Below are 22,254 nucleotides of genomic sequence, written 5' to 3' on the forward strand. Positions count from 1 at the left end.
GGGAAGGTCAGGCGATCGCGCGAGCGACGTAGACCGAACGTGGCGGTGAATACTCCACGACTACGACGATCGATCCCACCGGGATCTCCTCGTCCGGCACGCTCGGATAGGCGTAGAACGCCTCTACTCCCCCGCGGATCGGCACCATCACCTCACCGACAAGGCCCGGACCGATCTTGCCCGTGACTCTGCCCTGCCTGCCGACCACCCGTGTCACCCCGTCGTCTTCGCATTCACTGCGAATACGCAGGTTACTCGCCAGAAACCGCTACGTCATTATTCACGGGAGATGTACCGATGTGTCCCCCGTACGACTTTCCGGTATTCCGCATTTCCCCAGGTAATACGCCTTATCGGCATTAGGGAGGTGTCAGCCGTGTACGGCAGGCTCTCGGGAGTGGTCGCGTTCGCTGTCGGCCGGGGCCGCGGGCGCCGGCGATCCGGCCTTGGCCTGAGGCTCCGGACGACGGAGTTTGGTGAACGCCCATGACATGTTCGGCTCGACCGCCCATTTCGTGAAGAACCGGACGGGCCACGTGCAGAGCACGGTCGCGAGGACCACACCGAAGACGATCACCAGGGTGACCCCGAGCGGGGTGTCGAGCCGGTTGTAGAACCGTTCGAGCACCTTGACGACGAAACCGTGCAGCAGGTACGCGTACATGGTCGCGGCGCCCAGCCCGGTGAACCACACGCGGCGCCTCGGCGTGATCGCGATGAAGGCGGCCACCAGCAACGCCCCGACGGCCAGCAGGGCCAGCCGGATCAGGCTGCCGGTCAGGTCGTCCACGCCGATCGCCGAGTTCGCGTGCCGCCAGCGGATCCACTCGGTCGGCACCTTCATATGTACGACGAAGGCGACGGCGAGTCCCACGAGAAGGACGGCGGCCCCGGCGATCCTCGCCCACCGCTGCCGCAGGATGTCGAGATGCTCCGGCTTCAGCATGAGCCCGAGGACGTAGAACGGCAGCAGGCCGAGCGTGCGGTTCATCGACAGTTCGTCCGGCAACGCGCTCGTTCCCGACAGGAGCGACAGGCCGACGGCGACCACCAGCGGCCACCTCAACTGCAGCCACACCGGCGTGGAGAGCCGCCAGATGAACAGCGACATCAGGAACCACGTCAGGTAGTACGGATCGAGCAGGCTGATCTCCAGCTTGCCGTACAGGAGGAAACGCGGCATCGAATACAACGTTTCAAAGATCACGTACGGCACGGCGAGGCCGCTGATGAGCTTGCGCGCCTTACCCGCAGAGAAGGTGAAATTTCGCGATAAGTAACCGCTGACGACAATGAACAGCGGCATGTGAAAGAGATAGATGAAGAAGTACAGGGCGTGCGCGCCCTTGACATCCCGCAGATTCTCAATGAGGTGGCCACAGACCACAAGAAGGATGGCCAGGTACTTGGCGTTGTCCAGCAGAGGGTCACGAGCGGACGTGCCAGGTTTCACAGAGGTGGCGGGAGACGCGGTCACGGTGCCGGACCCTATCGACTGCGCGTATGTCGTGATAGGTAACGGCGAACAAATTTTGCCGGAACGATCAACAACCACTTTCCTACATGATCACGAACGGAATTTGCGCAGCTCGGACCGCATTCATACGAATCCGTACTTGATCACGCAGTGCGCCCTGCCAGCTCAGGCGGCAGCTCGCCGAATGCGTGCATGATCACGCCCAAGCACCCCAAGCACCCCAAGCACCCCAAGCACCCCAAGCACCCCAAGCACCCACGGCACGCCACGTGCGCCACGCGGGGTCAGAGGTGGCAGGCGGTCAGACTGGCGGACCAGAGGGCCTCGGCGAGGGCGGGATCGGACATCGTGCGGGGCACCGCCGCAGGGGCGTTCTTGACGAAGAACCGGCCCGGGTGGTCGGCCCCGTCGGGCTGGGTGACCAGATGGACGATCCTGCTCGCTCCCACCTCGGGTGGCTCGGCCATCCCGGGCACGACGGTGAGGAACTTCATGAAGAGCGTGCCCGCGGCGAAGCCCGTGTCGAGCACGCCGGGATGCAGGCTGGTGGCCGCCAGGCCGCGCTCGGCGAGGCTGACGGTGAACAGGGCGCCCGCCTGTTTGGTGTCGCCGTACTGCAGCCATCCGTTCCAGCGCCGGCGGTCCCGGGACAGGTCGGCGGGGTCGATCCTGCCCGTCCTGGCCGCCCGCGACGAGGTCGTGACGATCCGCGCGGACGACTCTTTCAGGCGGTCGAGCAACAGGTTCGTCAGAAGAAAGGGGGCCAGATGATTGACCTGCATCATGAGCTCGTGCCCGTCCGCGGTCCGCTCACGCCGGGTCGTCATCACGCCCGCGTTGTTGACGAGCGCGTCAATGCGCTCAAAGCTGGCGAGCAACTCGTCCGCCAGCCGCCGGACGTCGGACAGGACGGCGAAGTCGGCCTGGAACGTCTCCGGCGCGGTTCCGGTGATTGAGGCGACGCGGTCGGCGACCTCAGCCAGCCTGGTGGGAGTGCGCCCCACGAGCACTAGTTGGTGCCCCTGCTTCGCGAGAGCAAGGGCGACAGCTGCGCCGATTCCGGCACTCGCCCCAGTAAGCACAGTAATCATCAGAACCTCCACTGCGCCAGAACAGTATCGGTGCTAGTCTCCTGTGCGATCTTCCGGAGGTGCATTTCCCCATAAATGCGGCGCGAGCCTCCACGCACTGCAGGAGTGGCCATGGGTTCCAGAAACCGGTCGATTCGGTTCAAGATCTTCTTGTTGCTGCTCCTTCCGTTGCTCATGTTGAGCGCTTTGTGGGGATTTGTCCTTAAGCTCACAGTCGGCGACGGGGTGACTCTCCTCCGCGCCAAATCGGTGTACGACGCGGTCGGCGTGACCTCCGCCGACCTCGGCCTGCACATCCAGGCCGAACGCGCGCTCACCATCCGGATGCTCAGCGCGGGCCAGACGAGCTCGCCCGCGGTCACCGCGCAGCAGGCCAAGACCGGCTCCGCGGTCGACGCCTTCGACAAGGCCGTGCAGGAGCAGGAGGAGGCGGGCGCCCTCGGCTCCGACCTCAAGGCGCCGATGGACGCCCTGCTCGCCTCGCTCGACCGCCTGCCGTCGATCCGCGAGTCCGTCACACTCGGCAAGTTCGACCGGCTCGAGGCGATGAACGCCTACAACGGGGTCATGGACGAGCTGTTCGGACTCTACGACCGCCTCGTCTCGGTGCCGGACCTGGCCATCTTCCAGCAGGCCAGCGCCATGCAGGCGATGGGCAACGCCTACGAGATGATCGCCCGCGAGGACGCCCTGGTCCGCGGCTCCATCATGAGCGGCGGCCGGCTGACCCGCGACGAGCACAAGGCGTTCGCCGAATGGGCCGCCGACCGCCGGTTCATCTACCAGAAGTACCGTCCGATCCTCAAGGGCGGCATGCGGCAGCCGTACGAGGACGTACTGAACTCCGACCTCTACGACCGCTTCACCACGCTCGAGGACGGCGTCGTGACGCAGACCTCCGGCAGCCTGTACGGCATCGACCGCGACAAGTGGGCTCCCACCGTCGACTCCCTCGACGACCGGCTGGACACGGCTCGGGTCAAGGCGACAGGCGCGCTCACCGAGGCGGCCACCTCGGCGGCGACCGGCATCGTGGGCCGCATCGCGGTGGCCGGCGGGCTCGGCCTGGTGGCGATCCTGGCCACGATCGTCTTCTCCGTCCGCTTCGGCCGCCGCCTCGTCGGGGACCTCGCCGGCCTGCGCGAGGCCGCTCTCGACCTCGCCGACGTACGGCTCCCCGACGTGGTCGACCGGCTCCGCCGAGGCGAGGACGTCGACGTCGACGCGGCGGCGCCGCCGATCAAGGCGACCGGCTCGAGCGAGGTCGTCGACGTCGCCAACGCGTTCAGCACGGTGCGGCGCACGGCCGTGGAGGCCGCCGTCGGCCAGGCCAACCTGCGGCGCGGCATCAGCCAGATGTTCCTCAACCTGGCCAGGCGCAAGCAGAGCCTGCTCCACCGTCAGCTGACCCTCCTCGACTCCATGCAACGCCGGTCGGCGGACCCGGAGACCCTTGAGGACCTGTTCAGGCTCGACCATCTGACCACCCGCATGCGCCGTCACGCGGAAGGTCTGATCATCCTCTCCGGCGCCGCACCCGGCCGTTCCTGGCGCAAGCCCGTGCCGATCATGGACGTGGTCCGCGCGGCCATCTCCGAGGTCGAGGACTTCACCCGCATCTCCCTGCCGACGATGCCGAACGCGTCCATGACGGGCTCCGCCGTCGCGGACGTCGTCCACCTGCTGGCGGAACTGCTCGAGAACGCGACGATCTTCTCGCCGCCGCAGACCAAGGTGCTGGTGCGCGGCGAGGTCGTCGCCAACGGGCTGGCCATCGAGATCGAGGACCGCGGTCTGGGCCTGGCGCCCGAGGAGTACGCCGACATCAACGAGCGGCTGGCGAACCCGCCGGAGTTCGACCTGGCCGACAGCGACCGGCTCGGGCTCTTCGTGGTCGGCCGGCTCGCCGCCCGTTACGGCATCGGCGTGATGCTCCGAGGCTCGCCGTACGGTGGCACGACCGCGATCGTGCTCATGCCGCGGGCGCTGGTGGCCGACGACGGATCCCCCGAGGCGATCACCGGCTCCGTGGCCCACGCCGTGAGCGCCGGGGCGGGCGCCACGCGGGCCATCGCGGCGCCGGCCGCCGCGGTGACGGCCGAACAGGACCCGGTCCTCCAGCCCACCAGCTCCCACGCGGCGGTCTCCGAGACCCCGGCCGCCCAGCCGGCGACCGAGGGGGCGGGCCCGGACACCTCCCCGTTCTTCACGCCCGCCGCGCTGCGGACCGAGGCCGTCCCCTCCGCCGCACGCGACGACCTTCCCGACGAGGAGTTCGGGTCGGGCCTGCGGAAGGTCTCCCAGGACTCCCCCTCCGCTCCCGGCTCGGACGACAAGCGTCGGATGGGCGCGTTCGCGGACGTCTCGTCGAGTGGTCCCGGCTCGTCGTCGAAGGGATCCACCATCAACGGCCTTCCGATGCGCGAGCGCACGACTCGCGAGCGCAAGGCCCGCGACGGAGCTCCCGCCGTGGAACCGATCATGCCGGCGGCCCAGGCGACCTCCACCGCGAACGGCACGCACGCGGGACTGCCCCGTCGCGTACGTCAGGCCAACATCGTTCCTCAGCTTCGCGACGGGTCGCAGCCGCTCGGGGCGCCGACACCGGATCCGGAAGAGCGGTCGCCGGAAGAGGCCAGGGCCATGTTCTCCGCCTTCCAGGCGGGCGCTCGGCGGGGCCGCGAGGACTCCGAGGAGCCGGAGGGCCACGAGTACGGAAGCTTCGCAACCAACACGCAGGGCGAGAAGGGTGACGAATGACCGGCAAAGCGACGTCGACCGGCGAGCTCAACTGGCTGCTCGACGATCTGATCAGCAGGGTCGCCGCCGTCCGCCAGGCGGTGATCCTCTCCACGGACGGCCTCGTCGTCGGCGCGTCGCAAGGCCTGAGCCGTGAGGACGCGGAGCACCTGTCCGCCGTCGCCGCGGGATTCCAGAGCCTGGCCCGCGGCGCGGGACGCCACTTCGGCGGCGGCGAGGTGCGCCAGACCATCGTCGAGATGGAGTCGGCGTTCTTGTTCGTGACGGCAGCCGGGCAGGGCACCTGCCTCGCCGTGCTCGCGGCGTCCGACGCCGACGTGGGCCACATCGCCTACGAGATGGCCATGCTCGTCAAGCGCGTCGGCCAGCACATCTCGACGAACCCGCGGCGGTCTCCGTCATGAACCGGGGCGCCGCATGACGGGGCCACGCTGGATGGACGAGGAGGCCGGACCAGTCGTCCGGCCTTTCGCCCTGACGGGGGGCCGCGCGCGGTCCTCCGCTGACAGTCTCGACCTCATCTCCATGGTGAGGTCGACAGGAACGCCGCCGCCCGGGGACACGAGCATCGGTCCCGAGCAACGGCGGATATTGGAGATCGCGCGCTCGGGGGCGTCGGTGGCGGACATCGCGTCCGACGTCGACCTGCCTCTTGGCGTGGTCCGCGTCCTGATCGGGGACCTGCACGACCAAGGGCTGATCGTCGTACGGCCTCCGGTCAAGGTCGCGCCGCAGCCCAGCGAGCGCATTCTCAAGGAAGTGATCAATGGCCTTCGCGCCCTCTGACGAGCCGGTCGCTCTGAAGATCCTCGTCGCCGGCGGCTTCGGCGTCGGCAAGACCACGCTGGTCGGCGCGATCAGCGAGATTCGTCCCCTGCGCACCGAGGAGATCCTGTCCGACCGCGGCGTCGGTGTGGACGACACCGACGGGGTGGAGGGGAAGACCACCACCACCGTGGCGATGGACTTCGGCCGGATCACCATCCGTGAAGGCCTCGTGGTCTACCTGTTCGGCACCCCCGGACAGGAGCGCTTCTGGTTCATGTGGGATGAGTTGTCCTACGGCGCCCTGGGAGCGGTCGTGCTGGCCGACACTCGTCGCCTGACGGACTGCTTCCCGTCCATCGACTACTTCGAGCAGCGGGGCACGCCGTTCATCGTCGCGGTGAACTGCTTCGACGGTGCGGATCGCCACGAGCCGGACGACGTCCGGGTCGCGCTCGACCTCGATCCCGAGATCCCTGTGCTGCTCTGCGACGTCCGCAGGCGGGCGTCGGCCAAGGTGGTGCTCGTCACGCTGGTCGAGCACGCGCTGAAGACTCTGACGGCCGCCCAGCGCTGAGATCACGCGGCGAGCTTCGGGGGTCCTGCGGACGTCAGGGCCCCCGTGGTCCCCGCCGACTCCAGCGGCCGCACACCGGCCCCCTCCCCGACGGTCACGAACCGCCTCCTGCGCGCACCGGCCACTTCGCGCAGCGTCCCCGCCCAGGTGAGCCGCAGCAGCCGTACGGCGAGCACCAGGAGGACCGCCACCTCGGTGCTGAGGAGCAGTCGCTCGACCAGGCCCACCATCACGCCGTGTCCCGGCAGTGCCACATAGGTGATGGCCGCGAGCCCGAGCCCGCCCGCGAGGGCGAGCCACTCGACCGGCCGCGCCGCCGGGCTCCAGCGCCCGTCCTGTCCCAGCCGTCCGGCGAGGAGCGTCGCCGCGACCGGAACGCTCACGAAGGCGGCCGCCGACAGGACGAGGTGCGCGCCGGTCGCCCATCCGGGCTCCCGGCCCGCGGCCGTCGTGGGCACGAACGCCGCCGCGATGAGCGACACGCTCCAGACCGTCAACAGGACACGCGGCCAGCCGTCGATCGGTGCGCCGGCGGCGCGCATCCCGGCCGTCAGCGCCAGAGACGAGAGCCCGAGCACCGCCATGGCCGCCTCGATCCCGATGCCGCGGTCCAGCGAGGCGTACTCGCTGATCGTCATCGTGACCGGGTCGAGGGCCGAGCCTCCGGCCACCTGAGCCGTGACCACGTAGATCACCGCGTACAGGATGCCGCCACAGGCGATCAGGGGATAGAGCCTCTTGACCATGTCTCCGAGGATCCCCTGCGCGGGTGTGTCCGGGCATCCGGGTAAACGCCCAAGATGTCCCGGACACACCCTCAGGGTCGCCTCAGGGTAGGGATCCCGGCCTCGCCTCCGGGGAACTCAGCCGGCGCTCGCCTCCCGGTAGCGGTCGCGGAGTCCCTTCGTGACGTCGGCCTCGTAGAGATCCGTGTCCGCCGCCTCCCAGCGCGGAGCCTCGGGGGCAGCCGACAGCAGCCACGCCGCCTGGCGGGCCGCTCCGTCCGCGACGTACTCACCCGGGCTCGGCACCAGCACCGGCGCGCCGAACACGGTGGGAGCGATGCGCCTGACCGCCTCGGAACGTGCCCCGCCGCCGATGAGCAGCACCCTGTTCGCCGACAGCCCGAGCGCGTCGAGCGCGTCGGCGAGGCCGCAGAGCATGCCTTCGACGGCCGCGCGGGCCAGGTGCTCGGGGGTGGCTGTGGCCAGCCTCAGCCCGTGCAGCGAACCGGTGGCGTCCGGCCGGTTCGGCGTGCGCTCCCCTTCCAGGTACGGCACGAGCACCAGGCCGTCGGCGCCGGGCGGAGCCTGTAGAGCCAGGTCGCTCAGCCGCTCCTGGGTGACCCCGAGCATCCGTGCGGCCGCCTGCAGCACACGGGCGGCGTTCAACGTCGCCACCAGCGGCAGGTACCGTCCGGTCGCGTCGGCGAACCCGGCGACCGCTCCCGAGGGATCGGCCGACGGCGACTCGGCGACGGCGAACGCCGTACCCGACGTGCCGATCGAGACGACGACGTCGCCGGGGCCGATGCCCACGCCGAGCGCGGCCGCCATGTTGTCGCCCGTGCCCGGCGCGAGCCGTACGGAGCCGGCGAGGCCGGCCTGCTCCGCGGGACCGAGCACGCGGGGCAGCGCCGGTGTGGCGCCCATCGCCGACCGGAGGAGATCGGTCCGGTAGGTCCCGGTCGCGGGCGACCAGTAACCGGTGCCTGAGGCGTCTCCGCGGTCGGTGGTGATCTCGGCGGGACACCCGGCGAGTTTCCACGTCAGCCAGTCGTGCGGCAGGCAGACCGAGCTCGTACGGCCCGCGTGCTCGGGCTCGTGCTCGGCCAGCCACCGGAGCTTGGTCACGGTGAACGACGCGACAGGGACGCTTCCGACGGCGGCGGCCCACGCCTGCGGGCCGCCCAGCTCGGTCACCAGGTCGGCCGCCGCCTTCGCGGAACGGGTGTCGTTCCACAGCAGCGCGGGCCGCACGACCTCGCCGTCGTCGTCGAGGCACACCATGCCGTGCTGCTGTGCGGCCACGCTCAGCGCCTCGACGTCGTCCAGGCCGCCGGCCTGCTCGATCGCCGTGCGCAACGCCGCCCACCACGCGTCGGGATGGACCTCGGTGCCGTCCGGATGGGTGGCGCGCCCTTCACGCACGAGCGCGCCGGTCTCCGCGTCGCGGATCACCACCTTGCAGCTCTGGGTCGAGGAGTCGACCCCCGCCACCAGGCTCATGACCGTCCTCCGGTTCGCGTCACGACGATCGGCGTCACGGCGGCCCGCATCACGACGGTCGGCGTCACGACGGCCCGCATCGCGAATGCGGGCATCAGCCGCGGACGCCGAACAGGTGCTCCAGCGCGAGCTGGTTCAGGTGCGTGAAGTGGAAGCCGCGCTCGGCCGCCGCGTCGAGGTCGAAGTCGTCGTTGAACAGGTCCTCGTAGGTCTCGCCCTCGGCCAGGGTCGGCTGGGAGAGCTCGAACACCCGGCTGGCCGCGAGCGCCTCCTGGACCTCCGGGTCCGCCCGGAAGGCCTTGGACTTCTCCTTGAGGATGAGGTAGGTCCGCATGTTGGCGGCAGCGGAGACCCACACGTCCTCGCTGTCCTCGGTGCGCAGCGGCTTGTAGTCGAAGTGCCTGGGGCCCTCGTAGCCGCCGTTCTCCAGGAGGTCGACGAGGAAGAACGCGTTCTTCACGTCGCCGTGCCCGAAGACCAGGTCCTGGTCGTACCGCGGGCCGTGCTGGCCGTTGAGGTCGAGGTGGAAGAGCTTGCCCTGCCACAGCGCCTGGGCGATGCCGTGGGCGTAGTTGAGGCCCGCCATCTGCTCGTGGCCGACCTCGGGGTTGAGGCCCACCATCTCGGGGTGCTCCAGCATGCTGATCAGGCCGAGGGCGTGCCCGATGGTGGGCAGCAGGATGTCACCCCGCGGCTCGTTCGGCTTGGGCTCGAGCGCGAACCGGATGTCGTAGCCCTTGTCGATCACGTACTGGCACAGGATGTCCATGCTCTCCTTGTACCTGTCCAGGGCGGCCCTGACGTCCTTGGCGGCGTCGGACTCCGCACCCTCGCGGCCACCCCAGCACACGTACGTCGTGGCGCCCAGCTCGGCCGCGAGGTCGACGTTGCGCATGACCTTGCGCAGTGCGTAACGGCGGACGTCGCGGTCGTTGCTCGTGAAGCCGCCGTCCTTGAACACCGGGTGGGTGAACAGGTTGGTGGTCGCCATGGGCACCTTGAGGCCGGTGTCGGCGAGGGCCTTCTTGAAGCTCTCGATGGCCTTGCCGCGGTCCGGCTCGACCGCGAGCAGGTCGTCGTCGTGGAACGTCACGCCGTAGGCGCCGAGCTCGGCAAGCCGGTGAACGCTCTCAACGGGGTCCAGCGGAGCCCTGGTGGCGTCGCCGAAGGGGTCGCGGGCCTGCCAGCCGACCGTCCACAGCCCGAATGTGAACTTGTCCTCGGGGGTGGGGGTGTACATGTTCGCCTCCTGATTTAGTCTACGTTGTGGACTAAATATCGGACTCCGCGTGCGGCGGGTCAAGTGGCTGATGTCTACGATTTCAACTCCCGGCCCCGGAGGGTGTGATGACGCAGGCCGTACGGCATGACGCGATGCGCGCGCGGAACCTGGCGCTCGTCCTCGGCGAGGTGAACTCCCGTGGGCCGGTGACGCGTGCCGCGTTGGCGGAGATCACCGGGCTGACCAAGACGACCGTGTCCAAGCTCGTGGCCGACCTGATCGACGCCGGACTGGTGGTCGAGACGGGCGCGGTGCGCGACGGCGAGCGCGGCAGGCCCGGCGTGGTGGTCCGTGTCAGCGGGGAGCACGTGGCCTCGGTCGGGCTGGAGATCAACGTCGACTATCTGGCCGTCCGGGTCGTCGACCTGTCCCGCACGGTACGGCTCCGCCGTACACAGGCTGTGGACAACCGATTCGCACAGCCTGGGGATGTCGTCGCGCTTCTCCGGGATCTCGCGCTCAAGGCTGTGGACGACGCTGTGGACATGGGGTTGCGGGTGGTCGGCGGAGTCCTCGCCGTCCCCGGCCCGGTCGACCAGCGGACCGGGACCGTGCACAACGCCCCCAACCTCGGCTGGCGCGAGGTGCCGGTGGCGGCGCTGCTCGAACTGCCCTTCCCCGTCCAGGTCGAGAACGAGGCGAACCTGGCGGCTCTGGGCGAGCTGTGGTTCGGATCGGGCCTGTCCGACTTCCTGCACGTCTCAGGAGAGATCGGCATCGGCGCCGGCCTCGTCGTCCGCGGCAGCCTGTTCCAGGGATCGCACGGCTACGCCGGCGAACTGGGCCACGTGGTCGTCTCGCCCGACGGCCCCGCCTGCAGGTGCGGCGGGAGAGGCTGCCTCGAGCAGTACGCGGGCCAGGACGCCCTCGCCGCCGCGACCGGCCTCGCAGGAACCGACGTGCAGGCCACGACCACGGGGAACGGCAGCCGAGCCGCCGCGGCCGCGGGAGGCGGCGCGCAGGCGGCCACCGGCGGCACGACGGCCGGGGACATCTCGCGGATCGTCGCGCGACTGCAGGCGCAGGACCCCGCCGCCCTGGCGGCCTGCGAGCGGGCCGGGTGGGCACTCGGGGTCGCCCTGTCGTCTGCGATCAACCTCGTCGACCCCGACACGATCGTGCTCGGCGGGATCTACGGGCCCCTGTTCCCCTGGATCGGCGAGGCGGTGACGGCCACGCTGACCTCCCGGCTCGGCCAGATGCGCGACGCGGTGCCGCCCGTGGTGGTCTCCCGGCTCGGCACCGAGGCCGCCGCGCTCGGCGCGGCCGGTCAGGTCATCCAGCGCGTCATCGCCGACCCCGCCGCCCTGCTGCAGACCTGACGCCTCACAGACCGGAGGGATCGCGCCCGACGCTGATCTCCTCCGCGATCCGGCGGAGCTCGGTCTCGTCGAGGCGGGGAGTGCCCGGCAGCGTGCTCGCCAGCGCCGAGACCACCTGGTGGAACGGCGCGCCGGCATGGCGGAGCGCCACGTCGTGCACGGCCCGGAACAGGACCTGGTTGGCTTCGCGCTCTCGCGAGACACTGTCGGCGGCCATGATGAGTTCCCCCTCTGTCGGCTCCCGTCCGGAGGTCACCGTACGGCCTGGCCCCGACAGTTTCAGGGAACGCCGCTCGCGCTAGAATTACTTGAGAGTTCAAGAGTACGAGGAGGGGTCATGCCGATCCAACGTCTCAACCACGCGGTGCTGTACGTCCGCGACGTGGCGCGCAGCGTCGCCTTCTACCAGGAGGTGCTCGGCTTCCGCGTGGTCAACACGTTCCCTGGCGCGGCGTTCCTGCAGGCCTCGGGATCGACGAACGACCACGACCTCGGCCTGTTCCAGATCGGCCCCCAGGCCGGGCCGTCGGCCGCGGGGCGGTCGACCGTGGGCCTGTACCACCTCGCGTGGGAGGTGGACACCCTCACGGAACTGCAGCGCGTCTCAGTGAAGCTCGCGGAGTCGGGCTCGCTGGTCGGGGCCTCCGACCACTCCACCACCAAGGCGCTGTACGCCAAGGACCCCGACGGGATCGAGTTCGAGGTGTCGTGGCTCGTACCCGCCGCCCTGCTCGACGAGAAAACCCTCGCCGGACGTTCCCAGATCCGGCCGCTCGACATCGCGAAGGAGCAGGAGCGGTACGGAGCCGAGACTCGCGGCGGCGTCGGCGTCTCCATTTAGCGCAGGAGTAGCCCGTCTCACCGCAAAACGGCCCCAGCCCGACAAGATCACAATTATCGTGATCTAGAGCAGTGCGCCGTGAAGCGACCAGGGATGGGCCTGTGCTGGACAGAGACCACGACGTGACGTCCACCGAGACTCCGAACGACAACGTCCGGTCTCCCGTGGACACGACGAAACCGAGCATCTCGCGGGTCTACGACGTCATGCTCGGCGGCAAGGACAACTTCGCCGTCGACCGTCAGGTGGCGGAGATGGCACTGCGGATCGCCCCCGACGCACCGGCCGCCGCCCGAGCCAACCGTGACTTCCTGAGGCGGGTCGTCCGCCACCTGGCACGGGACGCCGGCGTGCGGCAGTTCCTCGACATCGGCTCGGGCCTGCCGACCCAGGGCAACGTGCACGAGATCGCCCAGGAGTTCGCACCCGACGCGCGCACCGTCTACGTCGACATCGACCCGATCGTGCTCGCCCACGGCCGCGCGATCCTGGCCAAGGACGGCAACACCACGGTCATCGAAGCGGACGTCCGCGACCCGGAGTCGATCCTCGGCCACCCCGAGGTCACGCGGCTCATCGACTTCTCCGAGCCCGTCGGCCTGCTGCTTTTCGCGATCCTGCACCACCTGAACGACGACGAGGACCCGGAGGGGATCGCCGGGCGGTACCGCGACGCCCTGTCCTCCGGCAGCTACCTCGCCGTCTCGCACTTCCACAACCCCGGTGACGCGCATCCCGAGGTGTCGGCTCAGGCCTCCTCGGCCGAGAGGCTGTTCAACGAGAACCTGGGCACCGGGCGGTGGCGCACCCACGACGAGATCGTGTCCTATTTCGGCGATCTGGAGCTCCTTGACCCGGGGCTCGTCCCGCTGGCGGAATGGCGGCCGGAGCCGGACGTCGTCCCCGAGCAGGGGATCACGTATTACACCTTCGTAGGAGGTGTCGCCCGTAAGGGGTGAACCGCCCCCCGTCAGGGAGATCGTTGCGCGCATCGGTTGACAGGCGTCGTCGCAGGCGATGATGCTCGAAGAGGTCCGCCCGACTACAGGAAGGCGGAACTTCCCGATGACGAAGGTCCACGGACGCCTGTCGCCGGCTTCGACGCCGGACATCCTCTACACCGACGACCAGCTCAGCATCCGGTGCTCGGGCCGCGGCCGCATCCGGCTCAGCGGGCAGATCGACGTCACCAACAGCGACGCCGCGATCAAGGCCCTGCTCCTGCTGTACGGCGGTGGGCACGCCCCGACCTGCGACGTCGAGGACCTGGAGTTCATCGACCTCTACGGCCTGCGCACCCTCGCCCTGCTGTCCGACGACCCGGTCGATCATCCGGTGCGGCTGAGCAACGTCCAGCCCGGGCTCGAGCGTGTCCTCGAACTGCTCGCCTGGCCCACCTTCGCGATCACCTAGGACTCCCCACCGAGGAACAGCCCCGTCCGCCCGATTTCCGGCCCGGTGCGAGTTTCTGCCGTGCCCGATGGAGGAAAGGTAGGAACGACGGCCTCACGGCCGCTCGAGTCCACGTCATCGAACCCCCCGGTTCATGCCAGGAGGGGTCATGACAGACATCCGGGCGGGCGGATGTTCCTGACCCGCTTGCTCACGACGTCGGCCACGCTGCTGCGCGGCGTGCTGCCCGACCCTCTCAAGGACGTGGTGCCGGCCGTACGCCAGGTGCGGCCGTGTCCCGCCGGCCTGCGGATCGACCTGCACGGCATCGGCGCCCCCGGCACCGAGCGCGCGGCCAGGCGGCTGGAGAGGCGGCTGTGTGCGCTCCCCCAGGTGGACAGGGCGGAGGTCAACGGACGGCTCGGCAGCGTATTCATCGGATGCGACCCGGCGATGGTCGACGAGGACGAGCTGATCGCGATCGTCGCCGAGCTCGACGATCAGGAGGACCGTGCCCCCCATGCGCCGGCCCGCCTGAGGGAGGAGCATCTGCGCGCGACGGTCCGCCTGGCCGCCGGCGTCGGCGGGATCGGGCTGGTCTTCGCGGGCAGGGCCGCCAGACTTCCGCGTCTGCCGCTCCTCGTGCCCTCGGTGCTGCATCTCGCGAACTCCACCCCGGCCCTGCGCGAGCAGTTGGACCGACGCCTGGGCCATCGCGCCACCACCGCGATGTTCACCGCGGCGACGCTGGTGACGCAGACGCTGGCGTTGCGGCCGCTCGGTTTGCTCGTTCAGTCGATGGTGTCCACCGGCCACTACGTCGAGGCCCTGGCCGGACGGCGCGCATGGGAACAGCTCGAGGAGGGGCTCGCCCGGAAGGCCGGAGCCTACCGGCACATCAGGACCCCGACGCGGGAGCGGCCCTGCCCCCTGCCCCACGGCCCGGTCGAGCGTTACGCCGACCTCGCCAGCCCGGCCACCGTGGGGGCGTACACCGTCACCCGGCTGCTCACGGGCAGCGGCGATCGGGCCCTGTCCGTCCTGATCTCGACAACCCCCGAGATCGCGGGTGTCACCCGTGACGCCTTCTCCGGGGCGATCGGCCGCGCCCTCGGACGGCATGACATGGTCGTCCTGGACGCCACCTGCCTGCGCACCATGGACCGCGTCGACACGGTGGTCCTCGACGCGGACAGCCTCACAACCGGCTCGTGGACGATCGACCGGCTCGTGCCCGTCGGCGACGGCACGGACACCGGAGATCTGTACGCGCAGCTGTACAACTTGATCGACTTCACCGATCCGACCGCCACCGGGTCCGGGGACGGCGTCGTGGTGAAGCCACTCGATGATCTGGACGCGCATCTCCCGGCCGAGGCCTCCGCATGGCGGGAGCGCGGGTTGCGGCCCATCGGTGTGACCAGGCAGGGCAGTCTCGTCGCGGTCGTCGGGCTGGGCCACGAGATCGACTCCATGGCCGAAGCCGTCGTCGCCAAGGCCAAGGCGGCGGCGACGACCGTGATCCTCGCGGGAGGAGACGAAGGCCTCGCCCGGCGACTCGCCGTCGGACGAACCGCCCCCGGCGGTTCCGAGCTCGCGGACACGGTCTACGAGCTCCAGTCCGAGGGCCACTGCGTCCTGGTGGTGTCGCGCGGCTGTCGTGCGGCGCTGGCCCAGGCCGACCTCGGCGTCGGCGTCATGAGCGAATCGGGCCCCGTGCCGTGGGACGCCGACGTGGTGGGCCACTCCGAGGGCGTCCACCTGCTGCTGAGCTGCCTGCCCACCGCGGTGCGGGTCAGCAGGAACGGCGTGCGGCTCGGCGCCGCGGCGGGCGTCGTCGGCGGCCTGCTCGCCGTCGCAGGTCCCGAGACGACGGCGCTGAACCGGGCGCAGTTCGTAAGCGCCGGCGTCTCGGCCGTGGCCCTGATCCTCGGAGAGTGGGCCGGGCAGAGCGCCGGCCGGGTCACCGCGCCGCTGCGAGCCGACACCACGCCCTGGCACGCCATGTCGGCCAAGGACGTCCTGTCCCGGCTGGGCTCGTCCAGCCGGGGCATCGCCGAGGCGGAAGCCGTACAGCGGAGGGAGGCGCAACCCGACGGTGAGCCTCAGGGTCCGCCGTCGCTGATGCGCACGACGTTCGAGGAGCTGGCGAACCCGCTGACGCCCGCCCTGGCGGCGGGGGCGGGCATCTCCGCCCTGATCGGATCGGTCCTCGACGCCGTGCTGATCGGCAGCGTCATGACGATCAACGCCTTCCTCGGCGGCGTTCAGCGGTCCAGGGCCGACCGCGCGCTGACCCGGCTCACCGAGGCCACCGCCGTACGCGTGCGGCTGCTCCGTCCTGAGGGGACGGTCGAGGCGTTCAGGGAGGACCTGGCCCCCGGCGACGTCGTGGAGTTGCGCGCCGGCGACGCCGTGCCGGCCGACGCGCGAGTGATCAAGGCGGTCGGTCTCGAGGTCGACGAGTCGACGCTCACCGGCGAGTCGCAACTGGTCACCAAGACGGCCTCGCCGACGGTCGCCACCGCCGTCGCCGACCGGAGCTCGATGGTGTACGAGGGCACGACGATCGCGGCGGGCAGTGCCCGCGCGGTGATCGTCGCGACGGGGGACATGACGGAGTCGGGGCGCAGCGCGAAACTCGCCGGGGAGGCCGCTCCGCCGACCGGCGTCGAGCTGAGGCTGCGCGAGCTGAGCAAGCGCATCCTCCCCGTCTCGATCGCGTCGGGCTTCGTGCTGCTGGCCACCGACCTGTTCCGGGGCCGGCCGCTGGCCGGCGCGCTCGCGCCGGCGGTGAGCCTCACCGTCGCCGCCGTGCCGGAAGGGCTGCCCTTCGTGGCGACCGTCGCGGAGCTGGCCGCGGCACGCCGGTTGTCGAAGCGCGCCGCCCTGGTGCGCAACCCGTCCACGATCGAGGCGCTCGGCCGGGTGAACGTGCTGTGCTTCGACAAGACGGGGACGCTGACGGAGGGGCACATCAGCCTGCGACACGTGTCCGACGGCCGGGAGAGCTGCTCCGTCGACGATCCGTCTCAGGCGCTGAAGCGAGTCGTCGCCGCGGCCGTGCGCGCCTGTCCCAAGACGGGCGGCGGCCGGGTCATCGCCCACCCGACCGACCGCGCGGTCGTCGAAGGCGCCGAGCGCATGGGCGTGACGCCGGGCGAGGGACTGGCCACCTGGGAACGCGTCGACGAGTTGCCGTTCGAGCCCGGGCGCGGCTATCACGCCGTGCTCGGTCGCACGGAGTCGGGACACCTGCTCAGCGTCAAGGGCGCGCCCGAGATCGTGCTCACCCACTGCACCACGATGTTCGACGGGAAGCGCCAGGTCCCGTGTGACGACGCCGCGCGGCGGGCGCTGGAACAGGAGGTCGACAGGCTCGCGCGTGCGGGCGACCGCGTCCTCGCGGTCGCGCAGCGGCCCGCCTCCGATCGGCGGGACCTCGACGAGTCGCGCATCGACGACCTCTGCTTCCTGGGCTTCCTCGGCCTCGCCGATCCGGTGCGCCCGACGGCGGCGGAGAGCGTCGACCGGCTCGTCCGCGCCGGCGTCCGGATCGTCATGGTGACCGGCGATCATCCGAGCACCGCCGAGGCCATCGCCGTCGAGCTCAACGCGTTGAACGGCGGGCGCGTCATGACAGGGCCCGAACTGGACGAAATGGACGACGAGGCCCTGATGAAGCTGCTGCCCGAGGTGGCGGTCTTCGCCCGGGCTACGCCGGCTCACAAGGCGCGGATCGTCACCCTGTCGCGCCAGGCAGGAGAGGTCGTCGCGGTCACGGGCGACGGCGCCAACGACGCCCCCGCCATCCGCATGGCCGACGTGGGCATCGCGTTGGGCACGCGGGCCACCCCCGCCGCCAGGGGCGCGGCCGACCTCGTGGTCACCGACGATCGCATCGAGACGATCGTCGACGCGATCGTCGAAGGCAGAGCCATGTGGGGCTCGGTCAGGGACGCGCTGAGCATCCTGCTGGGCGGGAACATCGGGGAGATCGCCTTCACGGTGGGATCGAGCATGCTCGCCGGGCGGAGCGCGCTGAACGCCCGCCAGCTCCTGCTGGTCAACCTGCTCACCGACATGGTGCCGGCCATGGCGGTGGCCGTGAGGCCGCCCACGGCGACCGATCCGGAAAGGCTCCTGGCAGAAGGACCGGAGGCGTCACTCGGAGCCACGCTGACCAGGGACATCTACCTGCGGGCCGCCATCACGGCGACGGCCGCAACGGCCGCGTGGACGCTGGGACGCGTGACCGGCACCCGGGGCAGGGCGGACACGATCGGGCTGGTCGCCCTCGTCTCCGCGCAGCTGATGCAGACCCTGACCAACGGCGGGAGGGACAAGTTCGTCCTGCTGGCCGCCGTGGCGTCGCTCGGCGTGCTGTGGGCGATCGTCACCGTCCCCGGTGTCAGCGGGTTCTTCGGATCCCGTCCGCTCGGTCCGCTGGCCTGGTCCATCGCCCTGGGAAGCGCGGCGGCCACGACGCTCGCCGGCGTGCTGCTCCAGCCGATCGCCGAGGCCGTACGCGAAGCGGAGACGGAAACGGGGTCGGAGGAGCCGAGGATGGAACCGGAGCCCGAAGCCGCCTGATCTAGGCGTCAGACGGCTCGGAAGTCGGCGAAGTCGAAGCCGGGGGACACCACGCAGCTCACGAGCACACCCTCGGAACCCGCCGGGCGAGCCGCCTGCCAGGTCCCCGCGGGAACGAGCGCCTGAGGCACCTGACCGTGCTCGACCTCGGGACCGAGCGTGATCGTCCGCTCCTCGCCCGGCCGGTCGCCGGCGCCTCCGAGTACGAGGGACAGCGGGCCGCCACGGTGCCAGAACCAGACCTCGTCCGAGCGGACCACGTGCCACACCGACTCCTCTCCCGGGTTGAGGAGGAAGTAGATGCCGGTGGCGCTCTGACGCGGGCCGCCATAGCCGGGCGGCTCGAAGCTCGTGTTCGTCCGCCAGGTCTCGCGGAACCAGCCGCCCTCGGGATGCGGGAGCAGGTCGAGTGCCTCGGCGACGACCGGTCGCTCCTGGACCGCGACGTACGCGCCGGTCACATCCCTGCGCAGGAACCTGACCCGCCCGTCGTCGTCGACGGCGACGACCGGCTCGGGACCTTCGAACGCCTCGCCTGCGACGCGCAACGCGTCCGCGTCGTCGGACGCGGAGACTGAGGGCCCGCCGGGATAGGAGGCCAGGGTCATGACCAGCACGCCGCCGATCGTACGGCAGGCCTCGGCGCGGACGGCACATGCCCTGCCCGGGCGCGGATCAAGATCGGCGGATCCGGGGTCCTAGACTCCGATTCATGCGGCGACTGAGCAGCACCGTGGTCGTGGTGGCGGGAGATCATGCGGCGGACGTGGTCTCCGCGCTCGACGGCCTGCACAACGTGCGGGCGATCACTCGCGGCGAACGTCCGGCGGCGGACGTGACCGAGTCGGTGACCCGCGCGCGGGCGACCTACGTGGTGCACGACGCCGATCCCCTCGGCGACGTCGGCACCGCCTGGGCGGACTTCTTCGACGGCGCCGCACCCACCGGAGGGCTGGAGATCGCGATAGAGGCCGCCCTCACCGGGCTGCGCGGCGACCGTCTCGTCCTTCCCGACTACTACGTCGTCCTCGACCCCGACGACCTGCCGGCCACCCGCCGCCACTGGTGGCTGGGCGTGCTCGCCGGAGCCGCGCCGACCCGCGTCGTGCCCGCCCCGGCGTCCGCGGCGGCCGTCGGAGAACTGCTCGGGCACCTCGCCCCCGGCCGGTGGTGGCCCGACGACCTCGACGGCTGGCTGCGCGGGCTGCCTCAGGCCGTACCGGACCGGGTCGGGCTACCCGGCGATCCCTCCATGCGCGGCGCCTGAGCCGTCGACCCCGGTGAACGCGATGCCTGCCGAGCCGCCGACCGAGCGGATTCCGCGGTTCGGCGGCGATTCTTCCGCAACCGCTCGGACACCGCCGCGACGAGGTCGTCGAAGGACGGGGTGAGGCCCCGCGTCTCGCTGGACGGGCCCGCGCGCATCCAGACGTCCAACCTCGCCGACCAGGACATGGATGCCGATCGCATGTGACGTCGCCGACCCTCGCGCGTCATGCGAAGGACGAGTGACCCCTGCCCCCTCAACCTCTGGCGGGAGAAGCCGTCGATGTCCTCCCACGGAATCGGCTCCGAGGTCAGCCGTCGATCGTGGAAGCCCGCAGGACCCACCCGGATGACCACGGGATCGCGGGCGAGGAGCGGCCGCACCCAGCGGTAGACCTGGAGGACGAAGAGCAGCACCACCACGCAGCCGATGGCGATTTCGTCCCCGCTTGCGGGCTCGAGCACCATGTACTTGATCACCATGTATGCGCCAAGGATCACGAAAGGGACGACGCCGAGAAGTGTCAGCAACACCTTCGCCACGGACCTGCGCCATTCCCGTACACCGTCGTCCGGCAACTCCACCGCCGCCCTCCGTTCGCACTGGCGCGCCACTCGGGGCACAGATCGGATGATCTCACCGCGAACGCGCACTAGGGTGGCGCGGGTGGACATCGACGCGTGGTGGACGCTCATCGAGCGCGCACGTACGGCCGTCGGCGACCGGGCCGACGACAGAAATCTCCCCGATGACCCGTTGCCGCGCGCTCTCACGGATCTGCTCGCCGAACTGGACGCGGCCGAGATCATCGAGTTCGCACTGCTTGAGATCCGGGTCACCGACTCCGCCTACGTCCGGTCGCTCTGGAACGCGGCGTACCTCATCGAGGGCGGCTGCGGCGACGACGGCTTCATGGACTTCCGCGACGGGCTCGTCCTGCAGGGACGGGAGACGTTCACGCGCGCCGTCGCCGATCCCGACTCGCTGGCCGACCTGCCGGTCGTGAAGCTGATGGGCCGCGACAACGGCGGGTGGATCGGCTACGAGGGCCTCTCGTACCTGGCGCGCGAGGCGTACGGCCGGGTCATGGGCGAGATCGGCTCGTTCGACGCGGCGATGGAGGCCGCCGTGCCGCACCTGGACCGGCCCGCCCGCGCGTCCGGCGAGGACTGGGACGTGGAGGACGACGACGAGAACCGCCGCCGCCTTCCCCGCCTCTCGGCCCTGTTCCTCGGCGAGGAGTTCACCGGCGAGGACGGCTGACGCGTCCGCTCAACCCGCGCGCTCGGCCGCGCTGCGCTCGACGCAGAACTCGTTGCCCTCGATGTCGGCCAGCGTCGCCCATCCGGTGCCGTCCTCACGCCGATGGTCGCCGAACATGGTCGCGCCGAGCGTCAGGAGCCGCTCGACCTCCTCGTCCCGGGTGCGGTCCTGCGGCTGCAGGTCCAGGTGCAGCCGGTTCTTGATCGTCTTGCCCTCGGGCACCTGGATGAACAGCAGCGAGACGCCCGGCGTCTTCACCAGCGCCTCCGGGTCGCCGGGGTTGTCGTCCTCGCCGAGCGAGCCGCCGAGCACCTCGGCCCAGAAGACGGCGAGCCGGTACGCGTCGGCGCAGTCGATTGTCACGTGTCGCACGGAAGAGGTCATGGTGGTCATTGTGTGTTCGGCACGACACCACGGTCCAATCGATATCGGCCGGGTCAGCGGCGGGTCATCTCCATGATCCAGTTGGTGACCCAGGTCTGTCCCTCGTCCACGGAGAACGCCTGCTCCCAGCGGGCGGTCGTCTCCGTGATGCCCGACCAGACGAAGCGCGCCAGGATCTCCTTGCCGGCGTAGGTGTCGTAACCGAGGAACTCACCCCTGCCGTCGGTGAAACGGCCGACCACCGGGGGGTACAGCTTGCCGGTCGTCGAGCTGGACCAGTACAGCGACCACTCCTCGCGCTCGACGTCGAACAGCCGGATGGTGAGCCCGCTGAAGCCCTTGGTGGTGAACTCGATCTCGTCGAAGTTCGCGCCGCCCGCGAAGTGCCGTGAGGCGTGGCTGACCGCGGGGAACTCCTCCCACTCGCTCGTCTCGTCGAGATAGTCCGTCCGCCGGCGGTTGGCGACGTCCCAGGTGCCGGTGAGGAAGTCGAAGTCGTTCATGAGCGGTCTCCTGTGGTGCCTTCGGGGAGCGAGTCGGCGAGGTAGGCGTCGAGGTCGGGGTGGTCGGACGCGAACACGTGGCGAACCCAGGCGTCGCGTTCGTGCAGGATCGGCGGCAACTCCCACACACAGCCGATCAGCGGGCCGGCCAGCCGTATGAAGTTGGTGGAATCGTGGTCCGGGCAGCCGAGCACCGACTGGCCGGCCACCGCGCCGGCGAAGTGCAGGGCGTTGTCCCACATCCAGCTGTAGGCGTTGAGGTAGGCGCCGTCGTCCCCGCCCCGGTGGAGGACGACGAAGGTGGCGGGCGGCGTGCCGTCCGGTTCCGGCAGGATCTCGGGAAGGATCGCGTAGGCCGCCTTCTCGATCTCGGGATCGATGCCGGCCGGGTCGGCGGACACGTGGTACCGCTTCACAAATCGGCCGCCCACCTCGACCGGTGGCGGCACCCACACCAGTTTCTCTGCGAAAGCCATGGCTGGACCCTAGGGCCGCTCCACTGCCATCTT

General features: G+C 70.3%; 23 protein-coding genes. 11 read left to right on the forward strand and 12 right to left on the reverse strand.

Going from position 1 to position 22,254, the window contains the following annotated elements; translation table 11 throughout:
- Positions 1 to 7 precede the first annotated feature (7 nt).
- The 3 genes from Pka01_RS19375 to Pka01_RS19385 all read right to left on the reverse strand — a co-directional run bounded on the left by Pka01_RS19375 (position 8) and on the right by Pka01_RS19385 (position 2,568).
- Positions 8 to 217 (reverse strand): NfeD C-terminal domain-containing protein, encoded by a 210-nt coding sequence (locus Pka01_RS19375; RefSeq protein ID WP_239115130.1) that lies wholly within the window; start codon positions 215 to 217, stop codon positions 8 to 10.
- Positions 218 to 370: 153 nt separating this feature from the next.
- Complete coding sequence (locus Pka01_RS19380) at positions 371 to 1,477, reverse strand: acyltransferase family protein (RefSeq protein WP_203884218.1); 1,107 nt, start codon at positions 1,475 to 1,477, stop codon at positions 371 to 373.
- Between the two features lie 284 nt (positions 1,478 to 1,761).
- On the reverse strand, positions 1,762 to 2,568 hold the full coding sequence (locus tag Pka01_RS19385; RefSeq protein ID WP_203884219.1) for an SDR family NAD(P)-dependent oxidoreductase: 807 nt from the start codon (positions 2,566 to 2,568) through the stop codon (positions 1,762 to 1,764).
- Between the two features lie 225 nt (positions 2,569 to 2,793).
- Here Pka01_RS19385 and Pka01_RS19390 point away from each other — a divergent pair, with 225 nt between their 5' ends.
- From Pka01_RS19390 to Pka01_RS19405, 4 genes are read left to right on the forward strand one after another with little or no spacing between them, the layout of a single operon-like run.
- The gene (locus tag Pka01_RS19390; RefSeq protein WP_203884220.1) at positions 2,794 to 5,328 is read left to right on the forward strand and encodes a nitrate- and nitrite sensing domain-containing protein; all 2,535 of its coding nucleotides are present in this window, start codon (positions 2,794 to 2,796) and stop codon (positions 5,326 to 5,328) included.
- Positions 5,325 to 5,732 (forward strand): roadblock/LC7 domain-containing protein, encoded by a 408-nt coding sequence (locus tag Pka01_RS19395; RefSeq protein WP_203884221.1) that lies wholly within the window; start codon positions 5,325 to 5,327, stop codon positions 5,730 to 5,732. Before Pka01_RS19390 ends, Pka01_RS19395 begins: the two co-directional genes overlap by 4 nt.
- A 13-nt stretch (positions 5,733 to 5,745) precedes the next feature.
- Positions 5,746 to 6,114, forward strand: a complete 369-nt coding sequence (locus Pka01_RS19400) for a DUF742 domain-containing protein (protein WP_203884222.1) — start codon at positions 5,746 to 5,748, stop codon at positions 6,112 to 6,114.
- Entirely contained in the window at positions 6,095 to 6,670 is a 576-nt protein-coding gene (locus Pka01_RS19405) for a GTP-binding protein (RefSeq protein ID WP_203884223.1), read from the forward strand. Before Pka01_RS19400 ends, Pka01_RS19405 begins: the two co-directional genes overlap by 20 nt.
- A gap of 2 nt (positions 6,671 to 6,672) precedes the next feature.
- Here the strand turns inward: Pka01_RS19405 and Pka01_RS19410 are convergent, their stop codons facing one another.
- From Pka01_RS19410 to xylA, 3 genes are all read right to left on the reverse strand, one after another.
- Positions 6,673 to 7,416 carry a DUF998 domain-containing protein gene (locus tag Pka01_RS19410; RefSeq protein ID WP_203884224.1) on the reverse strand — a complete coding sequence of 248 codons (744 nt, stop codon included), beginning with the start codon at positions 7,414 to 7,416 and terminating at the stop codon, positions 6,673 to 6,675.
- 117 nt (positions 7,417 to 7,533) lie between these two features.
- Complete coding sequence (xylB, locus tag Pka01_RS19415) at positions 7,534 to 8,898, reverse strand: xylulokinase (protein WP_203884225.1); 1,365 nt, start codon at positions 8,896 to 8,898, stop codon at positions 7,534 to 7,536.
- Between the two features lie 94 nt (positions 8,899 to 8,992).
- A complete protein-coding gene (gene xylA, locus Pka01_RS19420) occupies positions 8,993 to 10,138 on the reverse strand; it encodes a xylose isomerase (RefSeq protein WP_203884226.1) in 1,146 nt (381 codons plus the stop codon).
- 107 nt (positions 10,139 to 10,245) lie between these two features.
- Here xylA and Pka01_RS19425 point away from each other — a divergent pair, with 107 nt between their 5' ends.
- A complete protein-coding gene (locus Pka01_RS19425; RefSeq protein WP_203884227.1) occupies positions 10,246 to 11,502 on the forward strand; it encodes an ROK family transcriptional regulator in 1,257 nt (418 codons plus the stop codon).
- A gap of 4 nt (positions 11,503 to 11,506) precedes the next feature.
- Here Pka01_RS19425 and Pka01_RS19430 read toward each other — a convergent pair whose 3' ends face one another.
- Positions 11,507 to 11,719, reverse strand: coding sequence for a hypothetical protein (locus tag Pka01_RS19430; RefSeq protein ID WP_203884228.1), 213 nt, complete (start codon positions 11,717 to 11,719; stop codon positions 11,507 to 11,509).
- Between the two features lie 120 nt (positions 11,720 to 11,839).
- Between Pka01_RS19430 and Pka01_RS19435 the strand changes: the two genes are divergently transcribed.
- The 4 genes from Pka01_RS19435 (at position 11,840) to Pka01_RS19450 (ending at position 18,328) form a co-directional block, all read left to right on the forward strand.
- The gene (locus Pka01_RS19435; RefSeq protein ID WP_203884229.1) at positions 11,840 to 12,343 is read left to right on the forward strand and encodes a VOC family protein; all 504 of its coding nucleotides are present in this window, start codon (positions 11,840 to 11,842) and stop codon (positions 12,341 to 12,343) included.
- Positions 12,344 to 12,444: 101 nt separating this feature from the next.
- On the forward strand, positions 12,445 to 13,302 hold the full coding sequence (locus Pka01_RS19440; protein WP_239115131.1) for an SAM-dependent methyltransferase: 858 nt from the start codon (positions 12,445 to 12,447) through the stop codon (positions 13,300 to 13,302).
- A gap of 106 nt (positions 13,303 to 13,408) precedes the next feature.
- Positions 13,409 to 13,756, forward strand: a complete 348-nt coding sequence (locus tag Pka01_RS19445) for an STAS domain-containing protein (protein WP_203884230.1) — start codon at positions 13,409 to 13,411, stop codon at positions 13,754 to 13,756.
- A gap of 171 nt (positions 13,757 to 13,927) precedes the next feature.
- The gene (locus Pka01_RS19450; protein ID WP_203884231.1) at positions 13,928 to 18,328 is read left to right on the forward strand and encodes a cation-translocating P-type ATPase; all 4,401 of its coding nucleotides are present in this window, start codon (positions 13,928 to 13,930) and stop codon (positions 18,326 to 18,328) included.
- 8 nt (positions 18,329 to 18,336) lie between these two features.
- Here the strand turns inward: Pka01_RS19450 and Pka01_RS19455 are convergent, their stop codons facing one another.
- Positions 18,337 to 18,936, reverse strand: a complete 600-nt coding sequence (locus tag Pka01_RS19455) for a cupin domain-containing protein (RefSeq protein WP_203884395.1) — start codon at positions 18,934 to 18,936, stop codon at positions 18,337 to 18,339.
- A 104-nt stretch (positions 18,937 to 19,040) separates the two neighbouring features.
- On the opposite strand from Pka01_RS19455, the gene Pka01_RS19460 reads away from it, so the two are divergent.
- On the forward strand, positions 19,041 to 19,595 hold the full coding sequence (locus Pka01_RS19460) for a hypothetical protein (RefSeq protein WP_203884232.1): 555 nt from the start codon (positions 19,041 to 19,043) through the stop codon (positions 19,593 to 19,595).
- Here the strand turns inward: Pka01_RS19460 and Pka01_RS19465 are convergent.
- Positions 19,538 to 20,179, reverse strand: coding sequence for an STM3941 family protein (locus Pka01_RS19465; protein ID WP_203884233.1), 642 nt, complete (start codon positions 20,177 to 20,179; stop codon positions 19,538 to 19,540). The two genes, Pka01_RS19460 and Pka01_RS19465, sit on opposite strands and share 58 nt — an antisense overlap.
- A gap of 82 nt (positions 20,180 to 20,261) precedes the next feature.
- Here Pka01_RS19465 and Pka01_RS19470 point away from each other — a divergent pair, with 82 nt between their 5' ends.
- Positions 20,262 to 20,858 carry a DUF4240 domain-containing protein gene (locus Pka01_RS19470; protein ID WP_203884234.1) on the forward strand — a complete coding sequence of 199 codons (597 nt, stop codon included), beginning with the start codon at positions 20,262 to 20,264 and terminating at the stop codon, positions 20,856 to 20,858.
- A gap of 9 nt (positions 20,859 to 20,867) precedes the next feature.
- Here the strand turns inward: Pka01_RS19470 and Pka01_RS19475 are convergent, their stop codons facing one another.
- From Pka01_RS19475 to Pka01_RS19485, 3 genes are read right to left on the reverse strand one after another with little or no spacing between them, the layout of a single operon-like run.
- A complete protein-coding gene (locus tag Pka01_RS19475; RefSeq protein WP_308442255.1) occupies positions 20,868 to 21,242 on the reverse strand; it encodes a VOC family protein in 375 nt (124 codons plus the stop codon).
- 53 nt (positions 21,243 to 21,295) lie between these two features.
- Positions 21,296 to 21,745: a hypothetical protein gene (locus Pka01_RS19480; protein ID WP_203884236.1), complete on the reverse strand. Its 450-nt coding sequence runs from the start codon at positions 21,743 to 21,745 to the stop codon at positions 21,296 to 21,298.
- Positions 21,742 to 22,221 (reverse strand): hypothetical protein, encoded by a 480-nt coding sequence (locus tag Pka01_RS19485; RefSeq protein WP_203884237.1) that lies wholly within the window; start codon positions 22,219 to 22,221, stop codon positions 21,742 to 21,744. Before Pka01_RS19485 ends, Pka01_RS19480 begins: the two co-directional genes overlap by 4 nt.
- Positions 22,222 to 22,254: the final 33 nt, after the last annotated feature.

The organism is Planotetraspora kaengkrachanensis (genome assembly GCF_016862895.1).
GTDB lineage: Bacteria > Actinomycetota > Actinomycetes > Streptosporangiales > Streptosporangiaceae > Planotetraspora > Planotetraspora kaengkrachanensis.